The sequence below is a fragment of the Limobrevibacterium gyesilva genome (genome assembly GCF_025989185.1).
Classification (GTDB): Bacteria; Pseudomonadota; Alphaproteobacteria; order Acetobacterales; family Acetobacteraceae; genus Limobrevibacterium; species Limobrevibacterium gyesilva.
In genome coordinates this window covers 30,559-49,707 of record NZ_JAPDNT010000012.1, presented here as the reverse complement: position 1 = coordinate 49,707, position 19,149 = coordinate 30,559, and the positions used below count along the sequence as shown (strand labels likewise).

General features: G+C 69.1%; 17 protein-coding genes. 13 read left to right on the top strand and 4 right to left on the bottom strand.

Annotated features, from left to right (window positions below; genetic code table 11):
• The first annotated feature begins 4 nt into the window (after window positions 1–4).
• From OL599_RS14785 to OL599_RS14770, 4 genes are read left to right on the top strand one after another with little or no spacing between them, the layout of a single operon-like run.
• Window positions 5–1,078, top strand: a complete 1,074-nt coding sequence (locus OL599_RS14785) for an ABC transporter permease (RefSeq protein WP_264714571.1) — start codon at window positions 5–7, stop codon at window positions 1,076–1,078.
• Window positions 1,075–2,001, top strand: coding sequence for an ABC transporter permease (locus OL599_RS14780; RefSeq protein WP_264714570.1), 927 nt, complete (start codon window positions 1,075–1,077; stop codon window positions 1,999–2,001). Before OL599_RS14785 ends, OL599_RS14780 begins: the two co-directional genes overlap by 4 nt.
• Complete coding sequence (locus OL599_RS14775) at window positions 1,998–2,867, top strand: ABC transporter ATP-binding protein (protein ID WP_264714569.1); 870 nt, start codon at window positions 1,998–2,000, stop codon at window positions 2,865–2,867. The genes OL599_RS14780 and OL599_RS14775 overlap by 4 nt, the downstream gene beginning before the upstream one ends.
• Complete coding sequence (locus OL599_RS14770; RefSeq protein ID WP_264714568.1) at window positions 2,864–3,643, top strand: ABC transporter ATP-binding protein; 780 nt, start codon at window positions 2,864–2,866, stop codon at window positions 3,641–3,643. The genes OL599_RS14775 and OL599_RS14770 overlap by 4 nt, the downstream gene beginning before the upstream one ends.
• Before the next feature lie 33 nt (window positions 3,644–3,676).
• Here OL599_RS14770 and OL599_RS14765 read toward each other — a convergent pair whose 3' ends face one another.
• From OL599_RS14765 to OL599_RS14750, 4 genes are all read right to left on the bottom strand, one after another.
• On the bottom strand, window positions 3,677–4,786 hold the full coding sequence (locus OL599_RS14765; RefSeq protein WP_264714567.1) for an ABC transporter ATP-binding protein: 1,110 nt from the start codon (window positions 4,784–4,786) through the stop codon (window positions 3,677–3,679).
• A 14-nt stretch (window positions 4,787–4,800) separates the two neighbouring features.
• On the bottom strand, window positions 4,801–5,832 hold the full coding sequence (locus tag OL599_RS14760) for an ABC transporter substrate-binding protein (RefSeq protein ID WP_264714566.1): 1,032 nt from the start codon (window positions 5,830–5,832) through the stop codon (window positions 4,801–4,803).
• A 48-nt stretch (window positions 5,833–5,880) separates the two neighbouring features.
• Window positions 5,881–7,677, bottom strand: a complete 1,797-nt coding sequence (locus OL599_RS14755; RefSeq protein ID WP_264714565.1) for an ABC transporter permease — start codon at window positions 7,675–7,677, stop codon at window positions 5,881–5,883.
• Window positions 7,678–7,930: 253 nt separating this feature from the next.
• The gene (locus OL599_RS14750) at window positions 7,931–9,541 is read right to left on the bottom strand and encodes a glycosyltransferase family 39 protein (protein WP_264714564.1); all 1,611 of its coding nucleotides are present in this window, start codon (window positions 9,539–9,541) and stop codon (window positions 7,931–7,933) included.
• 318 nt (window positions 9,542–9,859) lie between these two features.
• Between OL599_RS14750 and OL599_RS14745 the strand changes: the two genes are divergently transcribed.
• From OL599_RS14745 to OL599_RS14705, 9 genes are all read left to right on the top strand, one after another.
• Window positions 9,860–10,600: a response regulator transcription factor gene (locus OL599_RS14745; RefSeq protein WP_264714563.1), complete on the top strand. Its 741-nt coding sequence runs from the start codon at window positions 9,860–9,862 to the stop codon at window positions 10,598–10,600.
• A 112-nt stretch (window positions 10,601–10,712) separates the two neighbouring features.
• Entirely contained in the window at window positions 10,713–13,544 is a 2,832-nt protein-coding gene (locus OL599_RS14740; RefSeq protein WP_264714562.1) for an ATP-binding protein, read from the top strand.
• Window positions 13,545–13,710: 166 nt separating this feature from the next.
• Window positions 13,711–14,532: a response regulator transcription factor gene (locus OL599_RS14735; RefSeq protein ID WP_264714561.1), complete on the top strand. Its 822-nt coding sequence runs from the start codon at window positions 13,711–13,713 to the stop codon at window positions 14,530–14,532.
• A gap of 159 nt (window positions 14,533–14,691) precedes the next feature.
• On the top strand, window positions 14,692–15,450 hold the full coding sequence (locus tag OL599_RS14730) for a transglycosylase SLT domain-containing protein (protein ID WP_264714560.1): 759 nt from the start codon (window positions 14,692–14,694) through the stop codon (window positions 15,448–15,450).
• A gap of 279 nt (window positions 15,451–15,729) precedes the next feature.
• Window positions 15,730–15,927 carry a Flp family type IVb pilin gene (locus OL599_RS14725; RefSeq protein ID WP_264714559.1) on the top strand — a complete coding sequence of 66 codons (198 nt, stop codon included), beginning with the start codon at window positions 15,730–15,732 and terminating at the stop codon, window positions 15,925–15,927.
• A 110-nt stretch (window positions 15,928–16,037) separates the two neighbouring features.
• Complete coding sequence (locus tag OL599_RS14720) at window positions 16,038–16,559, top strand: A24 family peptidase (RefSeq protein ID WP_264714558.1); 522 nt, start codon at window positions 16,038–16,040, stop codon at window positions 16,557–16,559.
• Window positions 16,560–16,565: 6 nt separating this feature from the next.
• A complete protein-coding gene (gene cpaB, locus OL599_RS14715; RefSeq protein WP_264714557.1) occupies window positions 16,566–17,423 on the top strand; it encodes a Flp pilus assembly protein CpaB in 858 nt (285 codons plus the stop codon).
• The gene (locus OL599_RS14710; RefSeq protein WP_264714556.1) at window positions 17,423–18,820 is read left to right on the top strand and encodes a type II and III secretion system protein family protein; all 1,398 of its coding nucleotides are present in this window, start codon (window positions 17,423–17,425) and stop codon (window positions 18,818–18,820) included. Before cpaB ends, OL599_RS14710 begins: the two co-directional genes overlap by 1 nt.
• Before the next feature lie 11 nt (window positions 18,821–18,831).
• Complete coding sequence (locus OL599_RS14705) at window positions 18,832–19,149, top strand: hypothetical protein (RefSeq protein ID WP_264714555.1); 318 nt, start codon at window positions 18,832–18,834, stop codon at window positions 19,147–19,149.

The following is a 19,149-nucleotide window of genomic DNA, read 5'->3' as shown; positions in this document are numbered from 1 at the left end:
GCGCATGAACGTCGCGGCGCTTGCGACGCCTTCGGCGCATGGATGGGTCCGGCAGATCGCCGGGCCCGTCCATCGCGTGCTGAAGGTGCTGTTCTCCGTCCTGCTGACCTTCCTCGGCCTGACCTGTGTCACCTTCGTGATCGGCCGCGTGATCCCGATCGATCCCGTGCTGGCCATCGTCGGCGACAAGGCGCCGCCCGATGTCTATGCCCGGGTCCGCGCCGAGATCGGCCTCGACCTGCCGCTCCCAGTGCAGTACTGGCGCTATCTCATGAAGGTGCTGCATGGCGATTTCGGCAATTCCGTCATCACCTCGCAGCCAGTCCTGGCCGACCTGCTGCATGTGTTTCCCGCGACGCTCGAGCTGTCGCTGCTCGCCCTCATCATCGGCGTGATTTTCGGTGTTCCCATCGGCGTGATCGCCGCGACCCATCGCGGCCGCTGGCAGGATCAGGTCATCCGCTTCGGCTCGCTGCTGGGCTACTCGATGCCGGTGTTCTGGCTGGGTCTCGTCGGCCTGCTCGCCTTCTACGCCAAGCTCGGCTGGGTCGAGGGGCCGGGGCGCCTCGATGTCGGCTTCGACGACATCGTGCCCACCGTCACCGGCCTGATCGTCGTGGACAGCCTGATCGCCGGCGAGCATGACGTGTTCGTCAACGCTCTCAGCCATCTGGTGCTGCCGGCGTCGATCCTCGGTTACCTGTCGCTCGCCTATGTCGCGCGCATGACGCGCAGCTTCATGCTCAGCCAGTTGCGCCAGGAATACGTGCTGGCAGCCTTGGCCAAGGGACTTTCGCCCTTCCGCGTGGTCTGGGTGCACGCGCTCGGCAATGCGTGGGTCCAGCTGATCACGGTGATCGCGCTGACCTTCGGCAGCCTGCTGGAAGGCGCCGTGCTCACCGAAACCGTTTTCGCCTGGCCCGGCCTGGGACTGTACATGAAGAACTCGCTGTTCAACGCCGACCTGAACGCCGTGCTCGGCGGCACCATGCTGGTGGGCGTCGTCTATATCGGCCTCAACATGCTGTCGGACCTGCTCTACCCGCTGGTCGACCCGCGCGCGCGGGAGTCGTCATGAGCGACGTTACCCTTCGCGCGGATCTCGGCCACTGGCGCGGCTGGCTGCTGGATCAGGCGCCGGGCAGCCGCTGGCAGGCGCGGCTCGGGCGCTGGTACCGCGCCTGGCTGGGCTTCCGCCGCAATGGTCTCGCCATGACCGGGTTCGGCGTGGTGCTGCTGCTGGTCGGCATCGCCATCTTCGCGCCGCTGATCGCCGACCGCGAGGCGGCGACGCTGCAGGTGCTGACCCAGCGCCTCGAACCCGCCTCCTGGCAGCACTGGTTCGGCACCGACGAACTGGGTCGCGACATCTACGCCCGTGTCGTCTTCGGCTCGCGCATCACGCTGACCATCGTCGCCCTGGTCTCCGCGATCGTCGTGCCCGTCGGCCTCGGCATCGGCCTGCCTGCCGGCTATTTCGGCGGCATGGTCGATGCCGTGCTGATGCGCATCACCGACATCTTCCTGGCCTTCCCGCGCCTCGTGCTGGCACTCGCCTTCGCCGCGGCACTCGGTCCGGGCATCGAGAACGCCGTCATCGCCATCGCCCTGACGACGTGGCCCCCCTACGCAAGACTGGCCCGCGCCGAGACGCTCACCCGCCGCCGCGCCGAGTTCATCGAGGCCGCGGAGCTGCAGGGCGCGTCGCATCTGCGCATCCTGCTGACCCAGATCGTCCCGCTCTGCCTGCCCTCGGTCATCATCCGTCTCACGCTGGACATGGCCGGCATCATCCTCACCGCCGCCGGCCTCGGCTTTCTCGGCCTCGGCGCCCAGCCGCCAGCGCCGGAATGGGGGGCCATGGTGTCCTCCGGCCGGCAGGTGCTGCTGGACCAGTGGTGGGTCGCGACCATCCCGGGCATGGCGATCTTCATCACCAGTGTCGGCTTCAACCTGCTGGGCGACGGCCTGCGCGACGTGTCGGACTCGCGCGCCGGATGAGCGACGCGCCGCTGCTGACCGTGCGCAACCTGCGCGTCGTCTATCCCAGCGACGAGGGTGATTTCCGCGCCGTCCGCAATGTCAGCTTCACGCTGGGGCGCGAGCGGCTGGGCATTGTCGGCGAGTCCGGATCGGGCAAGTCCACCACCGGGCGCGCCATCATGGGGCTGGTGCCCGAACCCGGCCGCGTCGAGGCCGACCTGCTGCGGCTGGGCGACACCGATTTGCGTACGCTGAACGAGCGTGGCTTCCGCAAGCTGCGCGGCAAGCGCATCGCCATGGTGCTGCAGGACCCGAAATACTCGCTCGACCCGGTGATGACCGTCGGCCGCCAGATCGCCGAAACCCACCGCCACCACTTCCGCAGCTCGGCGAAACAGGCCCGCGCCGCCGCGCTGGAAATGCTGGAGGCCGTGCATATCCGCGACCCCGAACGCGTCTACACCCAGTATCCGCACCAGGTTTCCGGCGGGATGGGCCAGCGCATCATGATTGCGATGATGCTGATCGCCGGCCCCGACCTGCTGATTGCCGACGAGCCGACCTCGGCGCTGGACGTCACCGTGCAGCACCAGGTCCTCGCCATCATGGACGAACAGGTGCGCAAGCGTGGCATGGGGCTGATCCTGATAAGCCACAACCTGCATCTCGTGTCCTCGTTCTGCGACCGGGTGCTGGTGATGTATGCCGGCCAGATCGTCGAAAGCTGCAAGGCCGCGCATCTGTCCGAGGCGCAGCATCCCTATACCCGCGGCCTGCTCGCCGCATTGCCCGAACTCGGCCACCGGCGCCTCGTGCTGCCGCAACTGCAGCGCGATCCCGCCTGGTTGGAAGACGTGGCACCCCTGACGGACGCAACGCCGTGATCACGCTCGAGAACGTATCGGTTGCCTATGGCACCGGCGCCCGGCGCGTGCTGGCGGCAAGCGACGTGTCCCTGCACGTCACTCCCGGCGAGGCGTTCGGGCTGGTCGGCGAGTCCGGTTCCGGCAAGTCCACGGTGCTGCGCGCCGTCGCCGGCCTGATCGCGCATGCCGAGGGGCGCATCGTGCTGGCGGGCCAGGAGATGGGCCGCCGCCGCAGCACGGCCACGCGCAAGATGGTGCAGATGGTGTTCCAGGACCCGTACGGGTCGCTGCACCCGAACCAGACCGTCGACCAGATCCTCAGCATGCCCGTGGCGATCCATCGCCTCGGCGACGCCGACCGCCGCGTCGCCACCGCCCTGCGCGAGGTGGGCCTGGGGCGCGAGCACCGCTTCCGCTATCCGCACCAGCTCTCCGGCGGCCAACGCCAGCGCGTCGCCATCGCCCGCGCGTTGATCCTGCAGCCGCGCATCCTGCTGCTGGACGAGCCGACCTCGGCGCTGGACGTGTCGGTGCAGGCGGAGATCCTGAACCTGCTCACGCGGCTGCGGCGCGACCACGGCCTGACCATGCTGATGGTAAGCCACGACCTCGCGGTGATCGCGCATCTCTGCGAGCGCATCGGCGTGATGAGCCGCGGCGAGCTGCTGGAGCTCACCACCGCCGACGCGCTGGCCAGCGGCACGGTGACGCATCCCTATACGAAGCAATTGCTGCGTTCCAACCAGGGCTTCGACCCCAGCAGCGTCGATATCGACGCGACTCCGGCAGCATAGCGCGGCGTTTCGATCCCCGGCCGCACGGATGCGTCAGTCGGCGGCCAGATCCGCGGCGGTGCCGGCTTCATAGGCCCAGCACGAATCCGGCGGCAGCACCACGTCCACCCGGCTGCCCACCTCGTGCCGCATGGTGGTGCCGACCTCCAGCGCCTCGATGCGCGCGCCGAACAGCCCCAGCTCGTAGATCGTCTGCACGCCCTGGTAGCGCTGCGCCAGCACCTCCGCGGCAAAGCGGTTCGCCCCGTCGCCATGGCCGAACCGGATGTTCTCCGGCCGGATCGCGATCGTCACCGCCGCGCCCGGCGCCAGCGCCGCCGGCAGCCACGCCGTCAGCCGTTGTCCGCCGCCCGCTTCGATCGTGCCGAACTCTCCCTGGCGTTCGACCACCCGCCCGGCCACGAAGTTCGATGCCCCGGTGAAGCTGGCCACGAACAGGTCCGCCGGGCGGTTGTACACTTCGTCCGGCGGCGCCATCTGCAGCAGCTTGCCGTTCTGCATCACGCCGATGCGGTCGCCCAGCACCACCGCCTCGGTCTGGTCATGCGTCACGTACAGCGCCGTCAGCCCGGCCCGCTTGATGATCCGCCGCAGGTCGTCGCGCAGCCGCAACCGCAGCTGCGCGTCGAGGTTGCTCAGCGGCTCGTCCAGCAACAGCAGCCGCGGCTGATAGACCATGCTGCGCGCCAGCGCCACGCGCTGCATCTGCCCGCCGGACAGCGACACCACCGCACGGTCGGCATAGCTGGAGAGGTCCACCAGTTCCAGCGCCTCCGCCACCTTGCGGTCCATCTCCGCGCGCGTCATGCCGCGGTGCCGCAGCGGATAGGCCACGTTCTGCCGCACGGTCATATGCGGCCACACCGCATAGGACTGGAACACCATGCCGATATTGCGCCGGCGCGGCGGCACCAGCACCCCCTGCTCGGGGGCGGAGATCACCTCGCCCCCGATGCGGATGGCGCCCGCGGTCGGATGCTCCAGCCCGGCCACGCAGCGCAGCGTCGTGGTCTTGCCGCAGCCCGAGGGCCCCAGCAGCACCACGATCTCGCCCGCCTGCACGGTGAAGCTCACGTCGTCCACCGCCGGCTTGCCGGTGGCGAACACCTTGCGCAGATGTTCGACCCCCAGTTCTGCCGACATTCAAACCGCTCCGCTCACTGGCGGTATCCGTACACGGTGTTCCATTCCTCCAGCCATTTGTCGTGCAACTCCACGAACTGCTTGAAGTCGGGCACCCACACCTTCGCCACTTTCGGATCGAACCCTTCCGGATTGAACGGCGGCTCCTTCAGCGAGGTCAGGTTGCCCTGGTCCTTGATGGTGAAGGCCTGGCCTTCGGGCGACAGCGACCAGTCCAGGAACAGCCGCGCTGCGTTCGGGTTGGCCGAGGTCTTCGGAATGCCGGTGGCGTAGGGGACGATCGGCACGCCCTCCGGCGGGAAGAAGATTTCCACCGGCGCGCCGTCGCGCTTCTTCGGCAGGATCGCGTTGTAGATCAGCGGCGCGATCGAAACCTCGCCGCGCACCAGCGCATCGGACAGCGGCGCGCCGGACGGGTACAGTGCCGGCTTGGTCGCCGCCTGGCGCTTCCAGTAATCCTCGGCCAACACCTGGCGCTCGAACATGATGCGCGTCCAGGTGGTGCCGCCGGACGGGCCGATCACCTGGCCGATCTGTCCCTTGGCGTATTCCGGCTTGGTCAGGTCCATCCAGGTCTTCGGCGGATTCTTCACCAGCTCGGTGTTGTAGGCGATCGACCAGCCCGGCGTCAGCCGCGGCCACAATCTGGGCGAGACCAGTGCCGACGGCAGGTAGTCCGATGCGTTCGGCGGCGCGTAGTCCTGGAACAGGTGCTCCAGCGCCTTCATCAGCCCGCGGTCCGAGTGGTCCACCACATCGGCCACCAGCTTGCCCGCCGCCGCCTCGGTCTTCACCCGCGTGATCAGCTGCCCGCCGGAGGCGCGCACCATCTCGACGCGCACGAACGGGAAGCGCTTGTTGAAGGCGTTGATCACCTCCTGCTCCACCTCGGTGAAGCTGGCGGTGTAGTAGATCATCTTGCCTTCCTTGCGCGCCGCCTCCACCAGCCCGGCCGACGGCGTGAACGGTTGTGCGGCCACCGAGCGGCGGGTGATCGCCGCGGCCCCGATCCCGACGGCCGACGCCATCACCTGTCGCCTGGACATCAACATGCGCTTCACGGCTACACTCCCCCTGTCATTTCGTTTGTTGTTTCAACCCGAGCGGCCGACGCCGCCATCGGCGGCGCCACGCGACAGCCAGTGCGCGACCCCGATCAGCGCCCCCAGGATCACCATCTGCACCAGGCTGAACGCCGCGGTGACGCTGATATTGCCGCCTTCGTAATAACCCAGCAGCTGCACCGCCATCACCATCGTGCTGCTGGAATACAGGAACAGCGACGAGCCCAGCTCGCGGATCGCCAGCACGAACAGCAGCGTCATCGCCGCCACCACGCCCGGCCGCGCCAGCGGCAGCATGATCGTCACGATCGTGCTCAGCACGCCGCGTCCGCAGATCCAGGCCGCCTCTTCCAGCTCGCGATGGATCTGCATCAGCGATGTCGACAGCGCCTTAATCGTGTCCGGCAGGAAGCGCGCCACGAAGGCCAGCGCGAGGATCCAGATGGTGCCGTAGAATCCGCCGGGCAGCCCGATCCACGCCCACAGATAGGCGACACCGATCACCAGGCCGGGAATGGCCACCGGGGCGGTTGCGATCACGTCGATCGCCCGCCGCGCCGGCGCCTGGGTGCGGTTGACGGTATAGCCGATGGCGAATGCCAGCACGCCGCCGATCAGCGCGGTGATCACGCCGACCTTCATCGTGTTGATGATCGAGTTCACCGTGGCCGGATTGGCGAACAGCCGCTGGAAATGCATCAGCCCGTATTGCTTGCCGTCGAACAGGCTGGCGAAGTCGCGGATGAACAGGAACTTCCGGAACGCCGCCACCAGCAGGGCGAGCGTCGGCAGCACCACCACGATGATCAGATAGACGAACGCGAGCCCCAGCGTCAGGAATCGCCATGGCCCAAGGTTCAGCGACCGCGGCCGGAACGCCTTGCCGGCCACCGTGGTGAAGCTGCGCCCCGACAGCACCTTCTGCTGCAGCACCACCAGGATGCCCGTCACCACCATCAGGATCATGGCCACGGCCGCGGCGGTGCTGTAGCGCGGCGGCGCCCAGGATGTCAGCGCGAAGATGTAGGTGGTGAGCACGGGAATGTCGGCCGGCGCGCCCAGCACCGCGGGAATGCCGTAGATGCCCAGCATCACCACGAAGGACAGCAGCATGCCGGAAATGATGGCGGGCGCAATCAGCGGGAACGTAATGGTCAGCAGCGTGCGCACCGGGCCCGCGCCGGAGATCTCGGCCGCTTCCTCCAGCGACGGGTCCATGTTGCGCAGCGCCGCCGCGGTGAACATGTAGACATAGGGCGCGTAGTACATGCCGAACACGAAGATGATGCCGGCCATGGAATAGAGGTTCACCCGCGCCTCGATGCCCATCCGCGCCAGCATCGTGTTGATCAGGCCGGTCTTCGGCGACCCCAGGATCGCCCAGGCCACGCCCGCCACCAGCGGCGGCACGAACAGCGGCAGCATCCCGGCACTCGCGATGAACCCCTTCCACGGCGTGTTGGTGCGCACCACGATCCAGGCGAAGGCGAGCCCGATCACCACCGCCACCACGGTGCCGCCGGTGCAGGCCAGCAACGAGTTGCCGAGTGCCGCGTGCACGTTCGGGTTGGCCAGCACCGTCGCGAAATTGCCCAGCGACAGGTGCATGTTCTGGTAGCCGTCGGTCACCGGATTGGAATCGGTGAGCGTGCCCAGCAGCAGCATCCCGGTCGGATAGATCACCAGGAAGGTCAGGATCGCCAGCAGCAGCGCCGACCACAGCCAGACCACCACCGCGACCGGCCGAGCAGCCGCCGACCGTGTCCCGACGGCGCCGGCCGCAGACGGCGCCGGTCGACTCCCTTGCGTTGTAGCTTGCAGCTCCACGCCGTTCTCCCTGTCGCCGCACGTCTTCGCGTGCTGGATGACCTTGCCGATTGTCCAGCGTTGCAGAAAGCATCGGATGCGAGAAGGGCCTATATGCGCAATGGCTGCAATTGCGCCCTCCGGCGCCGCCATACGCTATGGCCGTACCCGGATGTGATGCCTTGATAGGGATCGTCGCGGCGGCACGGGGAAGGGGACGGCATGTTGCTGGCGACGGTGCGGGTGCCGCGCCACGACATGTTCCTCTCGGCCGCTACCAGGAAAGAACGACGAGACCCGGATAGATCTGCCGGTCTGTCGTCGCGAATTCCGGCAGGCCGGACAAAGCCTGTTCGTTCAGGACCATGTCGGTGTCGCTCAGGAACAGCCGCAGATGCCGGCCGGCCCGGATCGTCGCGACGATCTGCTGCGTGGTGATCGGCTCGGCGCCCGAGGCCGCGCGGCTCAGGAGGTCGGCTGCCGTCGGTGTCTCGTCCGGCGCCGGCACCCAATGGCGCAAGGGCCGGTGCACGGCATCGCCGCTGTAGAAGGCGATCCCGAGCGGCCCCACATAACGCCCGGCCACCAGCAGCGGCCCGTCGGCGGCGTCGGCGGGGTTGTCTCGCAGCAGCGCCCGCCAGTCCGGCTTGTGCTCCGCCGGCGCCAGGCTGTTGTTCACCAGCCCGATCCCGATGCACGCGGCCATCAGCCCGCCCGCCAGCAGCCGCAGCTTCCGCCGCGCATGCCCGGTCAGGATGAACGCCGCGGCCAGGCTTGCGGGCACCGACAGCCAGATCCCGATGCGCGGAATCAGGATCGGCCGCGCCAGGCTGACGGCGGTGGCAGCCAGAAGGAACAACGCCGGGAAGACCAGCACCAGGGCGAAGGCGCGGCGGTCGCGGATGGTGCCGCGCGCAAGCGCGAACAGCACGATCGCTGTCGCCGCTGCCAGCACGATCTCCGTCCACAGCAATATTCTGGAGCCGCTATCGCCCAGGTCGGCGCGCTGCATCGGCCCGACCATCAGATACCGGGCCACGATCAGCAGCGTGTCCAGGCCGAACGGCGGCATCCACGCGATATTCGGCGACCGCGCCTGCAGTGCCATGGCCACGAGAACCGGAGCGGCCAACACCGCCACCACCAGATTGGCCAGCAGGAACCGGCGAATCTGCGCGGCGGGCGCCTTCATGTCGATGAGCGCAAAGAGCACCGTGGCGCCCAGGGCGGCGATCACGAAGGGAGCGGTCGCGTGGGTGTAGAGCAGGGCCACCGCGCCCGCCCCGTAAAGAACGAGGCCCCTCCAGCGGTGCGCCGCCCTGTCGGCCGGCGCCGGTTCGTCCAGGAAGCGGCAGACCCCCAGCAGCGCCAGCATGACGAAGACCGGCAGCAGGGCGTAGCACCGCGCCTCGTGGGCGAAATAGATCTGCACCGGCGAGAGCGCCAGCAATCCGGCCGCAACCAGTCCCACGGCCGGCCCGCCCAGCGTCCGCCCCAACGCGTAGATCAGCGGCACGCAACCGATCGACGCCAGCGCCGAGAGCGACCGCGCGCCCACCTCGTCTGCGCCAAACACCGCCGTCCACAGCTTCAGCAGAATATAGTGCAAAGGGGGATTGGTCTCGATCAGCATCCCCTTGGTGACGAGGTAATGGATCGGGTTGCGGATCCAGTACATGCTGAAAAGTTCGTTGTTCCAGAACCCGTCCAGGGCGATGTCGTGCAGCCGCAGGATCGACGCCAACAGCGTCAGCGCCAGCAGCGCGTGCCCATGTGTCGTCAAGGCCGGCCGGGTTTGCGCCACCGGCACGGCGTACCAGGCGATCGCGGGCGCTGCGGGTGCGGCGGTGGGCCGGGCCTGAAGGGGGTGGGTCCAGGTGCGCATGAAGGATGAGCGGTCCGGCGGCTGGTGCGTTGCGACGGCTCACCCAACCAGGGCGCGTGTTAATGTGATGTTTATGATATCCGTTTAAATGACGTCTCTATCGGAGGGGAGACCACGTCCGCTGGCCGATCCGATGCGCCGGTGCCGGTCCGTCCCGCCTCCGCTCAAACGCTTTCTGACATTTCATGACACTGTTTTGCGGACGCAACACGGGCGCTCTCGATGGCAGGTTGATTCCTGACATTTTCAAACACCACTTCGTGATCGGTTCATGGCTTAGTCCTCCTCAAGAATTGATCGTCTCAGGGGACTGCAGCCATGCGACTTCTCCTCGTCCAGGGCCACACCGCCGAAGCACAAGCCGCATCCACCATCCTCGGGGCCACCGGCGCGGTAGTCGACCACGTCCGCACCGGCGGCGACGCGCTCGTGTATCTGCAAACCTACGAATACGACATGATCGTCCTTGACCGCTCGCTCGCCGACGGGGAAGGGTGCGACGCGCTGCGCCGCTTCCGGGCCCAGGGCTTCTCCACCCCGGTGCTGATGCTGGCGGACTACACCTCCGGCAAGTCCCGGGCGCATGCGCTGCGGCTGGGCGCCGACGATCTGCTCAGCAAGCCCTATGACGAGGACGAGTTCGTCGCCCGCGTCGAGGCGGTGGTCCGGCGGCGCAATGGCTATGCCCGCTCGGTGCTGCGGGTCGGGCCGCTCGAGATCGATATGGCCAGCCGCGAGGTCCGCGTGGACGACCGGCCGCTCAGCGTCACGCGCAAGGAATATTCGATCCTTGAGCTGATGGCGCTCAGGAAAGGCCGTGTCATTCCCAAGCAGAACTTCCTCGACCATCTGTACAGCGGCCTCGACGGCCCGGAAACCCGGGTGATCGACGTGTTCATCTGCAATCTGCGCAAGAAACTGGCGGCCTGGGGCCTCGGCTCCTTGATTGACACCGTGCGGGGCCATGGCTACATCATGCGCGATCTGGCCGACGTGCCTGCGGATGTCATTCCGCTGACCCCGGTGGCCCGTTTCGAAAGGGGAGCGGCGCGCGCCTGACGGTGCGTCTCGGCGGTGGGCATGGCACGGATGGTCCTCATGGCACGTCTTCTGCGCCGCGCGACCAGTCGGGGCCGCATCGTCCATCGCCGATAGCGCCGGCGCAACCGCGGTGGCGCTGCCCGGCTTCCTGTCCGCGATCCTACGGCGCTTCCACGGCGCGCTCGGGCTGTCCTGCCCGCTCTGCCTGGTGGCGATCCTGGCCGGGGTCGCGCTCGGCGGCGTCTCGTTCGGCGCCATCCTGCTCGACCGCGTCCGCACCATGCAGCAGGCGGACCTCGCCGCCCGGAACGTGGCGGACATCGCCCGGCAACGCGCCGCCGACCTGCTGACCCGCATCGACGGCACCCTGCACGCCGTCGAAGAAGCACTGCCCGGCGCCGACGCCAGCCCGGCCAAGCTCGCCCGCCTCGACACGCTGCTGTCCCAGCGCCGCCGCGTGGAGCCGCGCGTGGTCGGCCTTTACGTGCTGGGCGAGGGCGGGGCGGTGCTGTCCGGCTCCGTCGCGTCCACCCTGCGCAGCGGCGCGCTGGTACCAGCCTGCCTGCGCGACGAACGGCCGGAGGTGGACCAGTTCGTTCTGAAGCCGGCCACCGCGGCACTCCCCGACGGCGCCAGCGTGCCGGTGCTCTGTGTTATCAGAGGCATCCGCCAGCCCGGTTTCTCCGGCGCCATCCTTGCGGTGGTCGGCCAGGAGCTGCTGCAGAGCCAGTTTGCCGACCTCGCCATCGGATCACGCGGCGCCGTCACCCTGATGGACGAGAACGGCCGCCCTCTGGCCCGCGTCACCAACAGCCGCGAAGCGGCGGGCGATTCGCAGCGCGCCGGGGAGTGGGAAGCGCTCGCCCGCGGTGCCGCGCCCGACGCCGCCGCCGGCGGCACCATCGAATCGCGACGGATCGACGGCCCGATCGGCGGCATCGTCGCGGTCAGCGTCGCCGCGGAGGATGCGCTCGCGGCCTGGTGGTCGCGCACCCTGCTGGTGGGCAGCAGCGCCCTGATCGTCATCGCCTTCGTGGCCCTCGCGGTCCTGGCCGTGCGCAAATGCGAGCAGCGCGAGACCCGCCGGCTGGAGCGCCTGGCCGCCATGGCGGCGGAGCTGTACGGGACGACCGACCGCGACGCGCTGATGTGCCGGCTGCTGGAAGGCGCGCGCGAGCTGGTTCCCTGCGAGGCCATTCTGCCCCGAGAGGACCGTCGGCCGCCGGAGCAGGCGGTGATGCGCCCGCTGCTGCCCGTGATCGCCAGGGCCGATCTCGTCCGCATCGGCGCCGTCGCGTTCCAGCGCCGCCACGGCACCAGCTTCACGCCGGCCGACCTCGCCTTCCTCGCCGTGCTGGCCAGCATCACGGAAACCGGGATCCGCCATGCCGCCGTCGTCGCCGAGGCCGCCGACGAGGCCGAGCGCTTCCGCGACAGCGCCGGCCAGACACGCCAGGCCGTCGAGACCATCCTGCTCGAGATGTCCGACGCCACCTTCACCCTGGACGTCGAGTGGCGCTTCGTCGGCTCCAACCGCAACGCCGACCGGCTGTTCGGCGAATACGCCGAGGACCTGCGGGGCCGCCCGATCTGGGACGTGTTCCCCGAGCTGTGCGGCTCCACCTTCGAGGCGGAATGCCGCCGCGCCGTGCGCGATCGCCATCCCGTCTCCTTCGAACTGCAATGGCTGCGCACCGATACGTGGCTGATGGCGCATGCCTATCCGCGCGCGCCCGGCCTCGTCGTCTATATGCAGGACATCAGCCGCCAGGTCGCCGCCGACGACAAGCTGCGCCAGGCCGCCAAGATGGACGCGATCGGCCGCCTCACCGGCGGCATCGCGCACGACTTCAACAACCTGCTCACCGTGATCCTCGGCAATATCGAGATGCTCGACCTCGAACTGCCCGAGAGCGGCGACGCGCGCGACATGCACGACCAGATCAAGCGTGCCGCCCAGAGTGCCGCCGAGCTCACCCACCAGCTCCTGGCCTTCGCCCGCCGCCAGCCGCTCTCGCCCGTCGATGTCGACGTCGCCCGCCTCGTCTTCGGCCTCGACGGCCTGCTGCGGCGCACCCTCGACGCCTCGATCGCGCTCGACATCCGCTGCCCGCCGGCGCTGTGGCAGGCCCGCGTCGATCCGACCCAGCTCGAGAACGCCATCCTCAACCTCGCGATCAACGCCCGCGATGCCATGCCGCAAGGCGGGCGGCTGGTGATCGAGACCGCCAACCTTTCCGTCCGCAAGCCCGACATCGACCAGTTCGGCGAGATCCGGCCGGGCAACTACGTGGTTGTCTCGGTCTCCGACACCGGCGTCGGCATCCCAAGGGACGTGCTGGCCAAGGTGTTCGAGCCCTTCTTCTCGACCAAGCCGCCCGGCCGCGGCACCGGCCTCGGGCTGTCCATGGTCTACGGCTTCGTGAGCCAGTCCGGCGGCCATGCCCGCATGACCAGCGAGGTCGGGCGCGGTACGACGGTGCGCCTCTACCTCCCCGGCGTCGGCGAGGCGCGCGCCGAGCACGGGCTGCCGGCGCCGGGCGCAGGGCGCAGCCGCGGCGCCGAACCCTCCCTGCCGGGCGGGCGCGAACGGATCCTGATCGTCGAGGATTCCGACATGGTGCGCGACTACGCCCTGTCCGTCCTGGCCAGCCTCGGCTACGACGTCACGGTCGCCGCCGAGGGGCGCGAGGCCCTGGCCCTGATCGACAAGGGGCTGCAACCCGAACTGCTGCTGACCGACGTGCTGCTGCCCAACGGCATGGACGGGCTGGTGGTGGCCGAGCAGGTGCTGCGGCGGCGGCCCGGCATCCCCGTGCTTTACATGTCCGGCTATGTCGAGAACGTCGACGCCCACCAGTCGCAGCTCGACCCGCAGACCAATCTGCTGCTCAAGCCGTTCCGCCGCGCCAGTCTCGCCGCCATGGTCCGCACCCGGCTCGACCGCGCAAGGGCGAAATGACCGGGCGGCCCGCAATCGGGCGGCAGGCGGCCGGCTGGGTGATGCGGCGGCGCATCATAGTCCGAGTCATTTCTGAAAACCGGCCCGCAAGGCCCGAAAAATTCTGGACAAAATGACGTTATAGTCCATTTTACAAGCCTCACGTTCCGGTGATATGGTTCGGCTCATGCAGCTTGAAGAGTTCAACCAGCCGCAGCCTGCCGGTCTCGGGCTGCAACCCGACCCTTCGGTGCTGCTCGTGGAAGACGACCACGACGTGGCCCAGACCATCCGCCGGTTCATCGAACGGGCCGGGATGAAGACCAGCTGGGCCCGCACCGGCGCCGAGGCGGTCCGGCTGAAGGAAAGCTTCCGCCCCGACATCGTCCTGGTCGACCTCGAGCTGCCGGACATGAACGGCGTGTCGCTGATCTCCTGGCTGGCCGCCAGGCGCGACTGCGGCATCATCGTCGTCTCCGGCCGCGGCGAGGAGGTCGAGCGGATCGTCGGCATCGAACTCGGCGCCGACGACTACGTGACCAAGCCGGTGCCGATGCGCGAGCTGGTGGCGCGCATCCGTGCGGTGCACCGCCGCACCACGCGGCCGGCGGCCACCGCGGCCGACGCCGCATTGGTCGCCCCGGGCCAGGGCGCGGGCCCGGCCCCGCCGAGCCAGATCGCATTGGGCAGCGCGCGCGTCGACATGAAGCGGCGCACCGTGACCGGCCGCGACGACGAGCAGATCCATCTGACCGCGGCCGAGTTCGTCGCCCTGGAAGCCCTGATCGAGTCCGCGCCACAGCCTGTCTCGCGCGAGACGCTGTGCCGGCTCGCGCTGCGCCGCCCGTTCCATGCCGAGGATCGCGGCGTCGATCAGCTGATCCTCAATCTGCGCCGCAAGCTGTTCCACGACGACAATGCGCACAGCGTCATCGTCTCGATCCGCGGCGCCGGCTATGCGATCGCCACCGACAAGGATCTGCTGGCCGCGCGGGTCGACAATTCCTGACAAAAGCTGAACTGACCGCCAACAACACCGTCGCGTAACGTCCAGGGCGCAGCGCCGCCGCCACTTCCAGCGTGCCCGCTGCCGGCGATGCGCGCCCCGCGCCTCGTCGCACCCCGACCAGAGAGAGCAGCGGTTTTCCGGATCATGCCGATCCCGTCGATGGTGCGTCCTGTGCTGATTGCCGTGGCGCTGACCTTGCGCCTGGCGCCGGGTGCCGCGGCAGCGCCGTGGCCGGGCGCGGGGCTCGACATCTCCTGCCATGCCGCTGGCGCGGAGGCTGAACGCGCCTGGAGCATTCCATCCGGACTGCTGGCCGCGATCGGGCGGATGGAGAGCGGCCGGGTCGATACCGGGTCCGGGCAGGTGGTGGCCTGGCCCTGGACCATCAACGCCAACGGGCAGGGCGCCTATTTCGACACTCGCGCCGATGCGATCGCCGCCGTGCAGGCGCTGCAGATGCGCGGCGTGCGCTCGATCGATGTCGGCTGTTTCCAGATCAACATGGCGTTCCACCCGCGCGCCTTCGCGTCGCTGGATGAGGCGTTCGACGCCCGCCTGAACGCCAGCTATGCCGCCCGCTTCCTCAGCGAGCTGCACGACCGCACCGGCTCGTGGGAGACGGCGGTGGCCTGGTACCATTCGGCGACTCCGGGCATCGGCGAATCGTATCGCAACAAGGTGCTGGCGGATTGGAGCGACGGCGGCTTGCGCATCCTGCCGGCGGCGCAGGCGGCACCCGCCAGCCGGGCTGCCCGCGCCGCAACGCCGCTGGTGTGGAATGCGGTGCAAATCAACGGCGTGCGGGTCTGGACCCCGGCCGCATCCCTGTCAGCGTCCGCGCGGCTCCAGACGGTCTCGGCACAGCGCCGGCCACGGCCAGCGGCGCGGCTGCCCCGGATCATCACGCCGCGCAGCTGAACGCGCGGCGCCGCGCGCTCACGGCCCGGCGTAGATAGAAACGAATTTCACAGACGTAGAAATGATCTGCGAATTATTCGCGCCGTACCAGTCGCAGTGCCTGGTGTTTTTAGGCGGGACCGGTGCCCGGCGCGGCTTCACTTTTCCCAGGTTCATTAACATGGGCTTAACGGCACGGATGGTGTTCTACCCGTGCCTGCTGGATCACCCACAGGCGTCCGCTTCCAGGATGGCACCGAAGGGCGCGGATTCCATGCGCATGACAACAGGAGCTAAGACATGTTCGGCCTGATGATGATGAAAGTTCAGCAGTTGATGCAGGGTGACCGTCGCGGCGTGACGGCGCTCGAATATGGCCTGATCGCGGCCGTGATCGGCGGCGTTCTGGTCGCCGCGGTGGGGACTCTCGGCAACGGCCTCACCGACATCTTCACCAACATCGGCTCCACGCTGACGACCAAGGCCGGTACTCTGTAATTCGTCTGCGTTTCCCGCAGCGGTCGGCCGGCGCGGCTTCGAATTGCTGGCCCGCCGTGCCGCACGCTGGGGGGATGCCGCTTGCGACGTGACGCAGCGAGGGATGCATGATGACCCATGATGCAATCTATCTGGCTGGCCAGATAACGCTCACGATCGGCGCGGCCCTCCTGATCGTGGCGGCCCTGCACGATGTGGCCGCGCGCACCATTCCCAACTGGACATGTCTCGGCCTCGCCGTTCTCGGCCTGGTCCTGCGCGGCGCGGACGGGCAGCTTCTCGCGGGCCTCGCGCTCGGCGTCGTCGTCTTCCTCGTTGCCACGTTCTGCTGGACCCGGGGGTGGATGGGCGGCGGCGACGTGAAGCTGCTTGCTGCCGCCGCGATTTTCGTGCCGCCTGCCGATGTCGGCAACATGCTCGTCGCCATCACCCTGGCCGGCGGCGTCGTCGGCCTGTTCTACCTGGGCTGGCGATTCGTGCTGCGGCGCCTGGCCGCACAGCCCCGGCCGCGGCCCAGCAGCCTGCTGGCACGCATCCTGCGCGCCGAGCGTTGGCGCATCCTGCGCGGCTGCCCGCTGCCCTATGCCTCGGCCATCGCCGCCGGCACCCTTTTCGTCATCGTGGCAGGCTGACGCACCATGGCCCTCCGCATCGTCGTTTTCGTCATGATGTCCCTGGGCCTGCTGGGCTTCGGCACGGTCGCCTGGATCAGCATGCAGCCGCCGCCGGCGGAGGCATCGGTCGGTCCGGGCGGCGCGCCCGTCACACCCCAGGACAACGTCCTGGTCGCCGCCCGCGACGTGGCCGCCGGCGCGCTGCTGAAGCCGGACGATCTCGGCACCGTGCAGATGCCCCGCCCCAAGATTCCCGAAGGCGCCAGCGTCGACACCCCGGCCGCGCGCCAGCAGCTCATCGGCTCCATGGTCCGCCGCCGCCTGGCCGCCAACGAATCGCTGCTGCCGCGCGACCTGCTGCGGCCGGGCGACCACGGCTTCCTCGCCGCGGTCCTGGGCGCCGGCATGCGCGCCGTCACCATCGGCGTGGACGCGATCACCGGCACCGCCGGCCTGATCTGGCCCGGCGACCGTGTCGACGTCATGCTGACGCACCAGATCGACGATCCCGAGCGCCCGGCCTCGCGCCGCGTGGCCGCCGAGACCGTGCTCAGCAACGTGCGCGTCATCGCCATCGACCAGCAGCTGGTCCAGGGCGCCGCGCCGGGATCGACGGAAGCGAAGCCGGCCGCCACCGTCACGCTCGAAGTCACCTCCGTGCAATCCGAGCGCGTCTCGGTCGCCACGCGCCTTGGCCGCCTCTCGCTCGTCGTCCGCGCCGCCCGCCCCGGCGAGGACGAGCGGGTGGCGGATGCCACGCCCGGCATCACCTGGGCCGGCGACGTCTCCCCCGCTCTCAGCGCCGATGCGGTCCCCAAGCCGGCCCCGAGCGTGGTCAAGGTCTATCGCGGCAGTGGCGACGGCCAGGAGTACCATTTCTGATGCGCAACCCCATCCTCGCTGCCGTCGCGGCCGTCCTGTTGATGGCCCCCGCCGCGACGATGGCCGCGCGTCCGGCCGCCACCCCCACTCAGGCCGTCGCCGCAACCCAGGCCAGCCTTATCGTCGAATCCGGGTCCGGCCGCGTCGTCACCCTGCCGGCGCCCGTCGCCAACGTGTTCGTCTCCGACCCGAAGGTCGTGGAAGTCCGCCCCGCCAGCCCGACCAGCCTGTTCCTGTTCGGCGTCGCCGCCGGCCGCACCACGGTCGCCGCCCTCGATGCCGCGGGCCAGACCGTGCGGCAATACGAAGTGACCGTCCGCCCCTCCGCCTTCGGCGCCACCGAGGCAACCGGCACCATCGCCCGTACCACCCCCGGCGGCAACGTGAGGGTCGAGGCGCAGCCGCGCCGCGTGGCCGTCACCGGCAAGGTCGCCAGCGCTGCCGACTCGCAATCCGCCGCCGCCGCTGCCGCCGCCTTCGCCGCGGAAGGCCAGGCGGTGGACAACCAGCTTCGCGTCGGCTCGCAGATCCAGGTCGGCCTGCATGTGCGCATCGCCGAGATGTCGCGCAGCGTGTCGCGCGCCATGGGCGTCAACTGGCAGGCGCTGGGCACCATCGGCAGCATCGGCGCGTTGCCGGCACTCACGCTGAACGCGAACGCCGCCGCCGCCGTCGCCTGCCTGCCGTGGAAGGTCTTCCCCGCCGGCCGCTGCCCGCAGGGTGCGAGCGTCAACGGACTGATCGACGCGCTCGCCGCGGACAATCTCGTCCATGTTCTGGCCGAGCCGAACCTCACCGCCATCAGCGGCGAGACCGCGAGCTTCCTCGTCGGCGGCGAGTTCCCGATCCCGATCTCGCAGCAGAACGGCTCCACCACCGTGGAGTTCAAGCAGTTCGGCGTGGCGCTCGCTTTCGTGCCGACCGTGCTCGGCGAGGAGCGCATCCGGCTGCATGTCCGCCCCGAGGTCAGCCAGCTCTCCAGCCAGAACAGCGTGCAGGTGAGCAGCGGCGGCGCGGTCCTGTCCATCCCCTCGCTCACGGTCCGCCGCGCCGATACCACGATCGAACTCGGCAGCGGCCAGAGCTTTGCCATCGCCGGGCTGCTGCAGGATCAGACGACCCAGGTGACCAGCGCCATTCCCGGCATCGGCGACATGCCGATCCTGGGCGCGCTGTTCCGCTCCGACAGTTTCCAGCGCAACGAGACCGAGCTGGTGATCATCGTCACGCCCTACATCGTCCGGCCCGTCAACGATCCCTCGGCGCTGAAGCTGCCGACCGACGGGTTCCAGCCGCCGAACGACATCGAGCGCCTGCTGCTGCTGCGCCAAACCGCCCGCTCGGCGACGGGGATGGCGCAGCGCGTCCCCAGCCAGGCCGGGTTCGTCGTCGAATGAAAGGGTGCAGCATGTTCCGCCTCCGCCTCGCCCTGCCGCTCATTGCGCTCTCCGTCCTGACCCTCGGCGGCTGTTCGATCGGCGAATCGATGGTCGATCCGTACAAGCGGCCCGGCACCTGGCGCCCGATGGGGGCGAACGCCCTGAACCTCGAACTGCAGGTGGCGCGCCCCGCCGACCTCGTGCAGGGCCGCGGCACCGTCGAGGCCGACGGCGACAGCGCGGCCAAGGCGATCGAGCGCCTGCGCAACGACAAGGTCAAGCCATTGCCGCAGAGCAGCATCTCCAGCGTCGGATCCAGCGGCGGCTCGTCCGGCGGCGGGTCGTAA

Excerpts from the sequence above, each read along its gene's own strand:
- OL599_RS14735 (WP_264714561.1), top strand. The coding sequence starts at position 13,711 with ATGCAGCTTGAAGAGTTCAACCAGCCGCAGCCTGCCGGTCTCGGGCTG.
- OL599_RS14720 (WP_264714558.1), top strand. The coding sequence starts at position 16,038 with ATGACCCATGATGCAATCTATCTGGCTGGCCAGATAACGCTCACGATC.
- OL599_RS14730 (WP_264714560.1), top strand. The coding sequence starts at position 14,692 with ATGGTGCGTCCTGTGCTGATTGCCGTGGCGCTGACCTTGCGCCTGGCG.
- OL599_RS14725 (WP_264714559.1), top strand. The coding sequence starts at position 15,730 with ATGTTCGGCCTGATGATGATGAAAGTTCAGCAGTTGATGCAGGGTGAC.
- OL599_RS14705 (WP_264714555.1), top strand. The coding sequence starts at position 18,832 with ATGTTCCGCCTCCGCCTCGCCCTGCCGCTCATTGCGCTCTCCGTCCTG.
- OL599_RS14785 (WP_264714571.1), top strand. The coding sequence starts at position 5 with ATGAACGTCGCGGCGCTTGCGACGCCTTCGGCGCATGGATGGGTCCGG.
- cpaB (WP_264714557.1), top strand. The coding sequence starts at position 16,566 with ATGGCCCTCCGCATCGTCGTTTTCGTCATGATGTCCCTGGGCCTGCTG.
- OL599_RS14780 (WP_264714570.1), top strand. The coding sequence starts at position 1,075 with ATGAGCGACGTTACCCTTCGCGCGGATCTCGGCCACTGGCGCGGCTGG.
- OL599_RS14745 (WP_264714563.1), top strand. The coding sequence starts at position 9,860 with ATGCGACTTCTCCTCGTCCAGGGCCACACCGCCGAAGCACAAGCCGCA.
- OL599_RS14750 (WP_264714564.1), bottom strand. The coding sequence starts at position 9,541 with ATGCGCACCTGGACCCACCCCCTTCAGGCCCGGCCCACCGCCGCACCC.
- OL599_RS14710 (WP_264714556.1), top strand. The coding sequence starts at position 17,423 with ATGCGCAACCCCATCCTCGCTGCCGTCGCGGCCGTCCTGTTGATGGCC.
- OL599_RS14775 (WP_264714569.1), top strand. The coding sequence starts at position 1,998 with ATGAGCGACGCGCCGCTGCTGACCGTGCGCAACCTGCGCGTCGTCTAT.
- OL599_RS14760 (WP_264714566.1), bottom strand. The coding sequence starts at position 5,832 with ATGTCCAGGCGACAGGTGATGGCGTCGGCCGTCGGGATCGGGGCCGCG.
- OL599_RS14765 (WP_264714567.1), bottom strand. The coding sequence starts at position 4,786 with ATGTCGGCAGAACTGGGGGTCGAACATCTGCGCAAGGTGTTCGCCACC.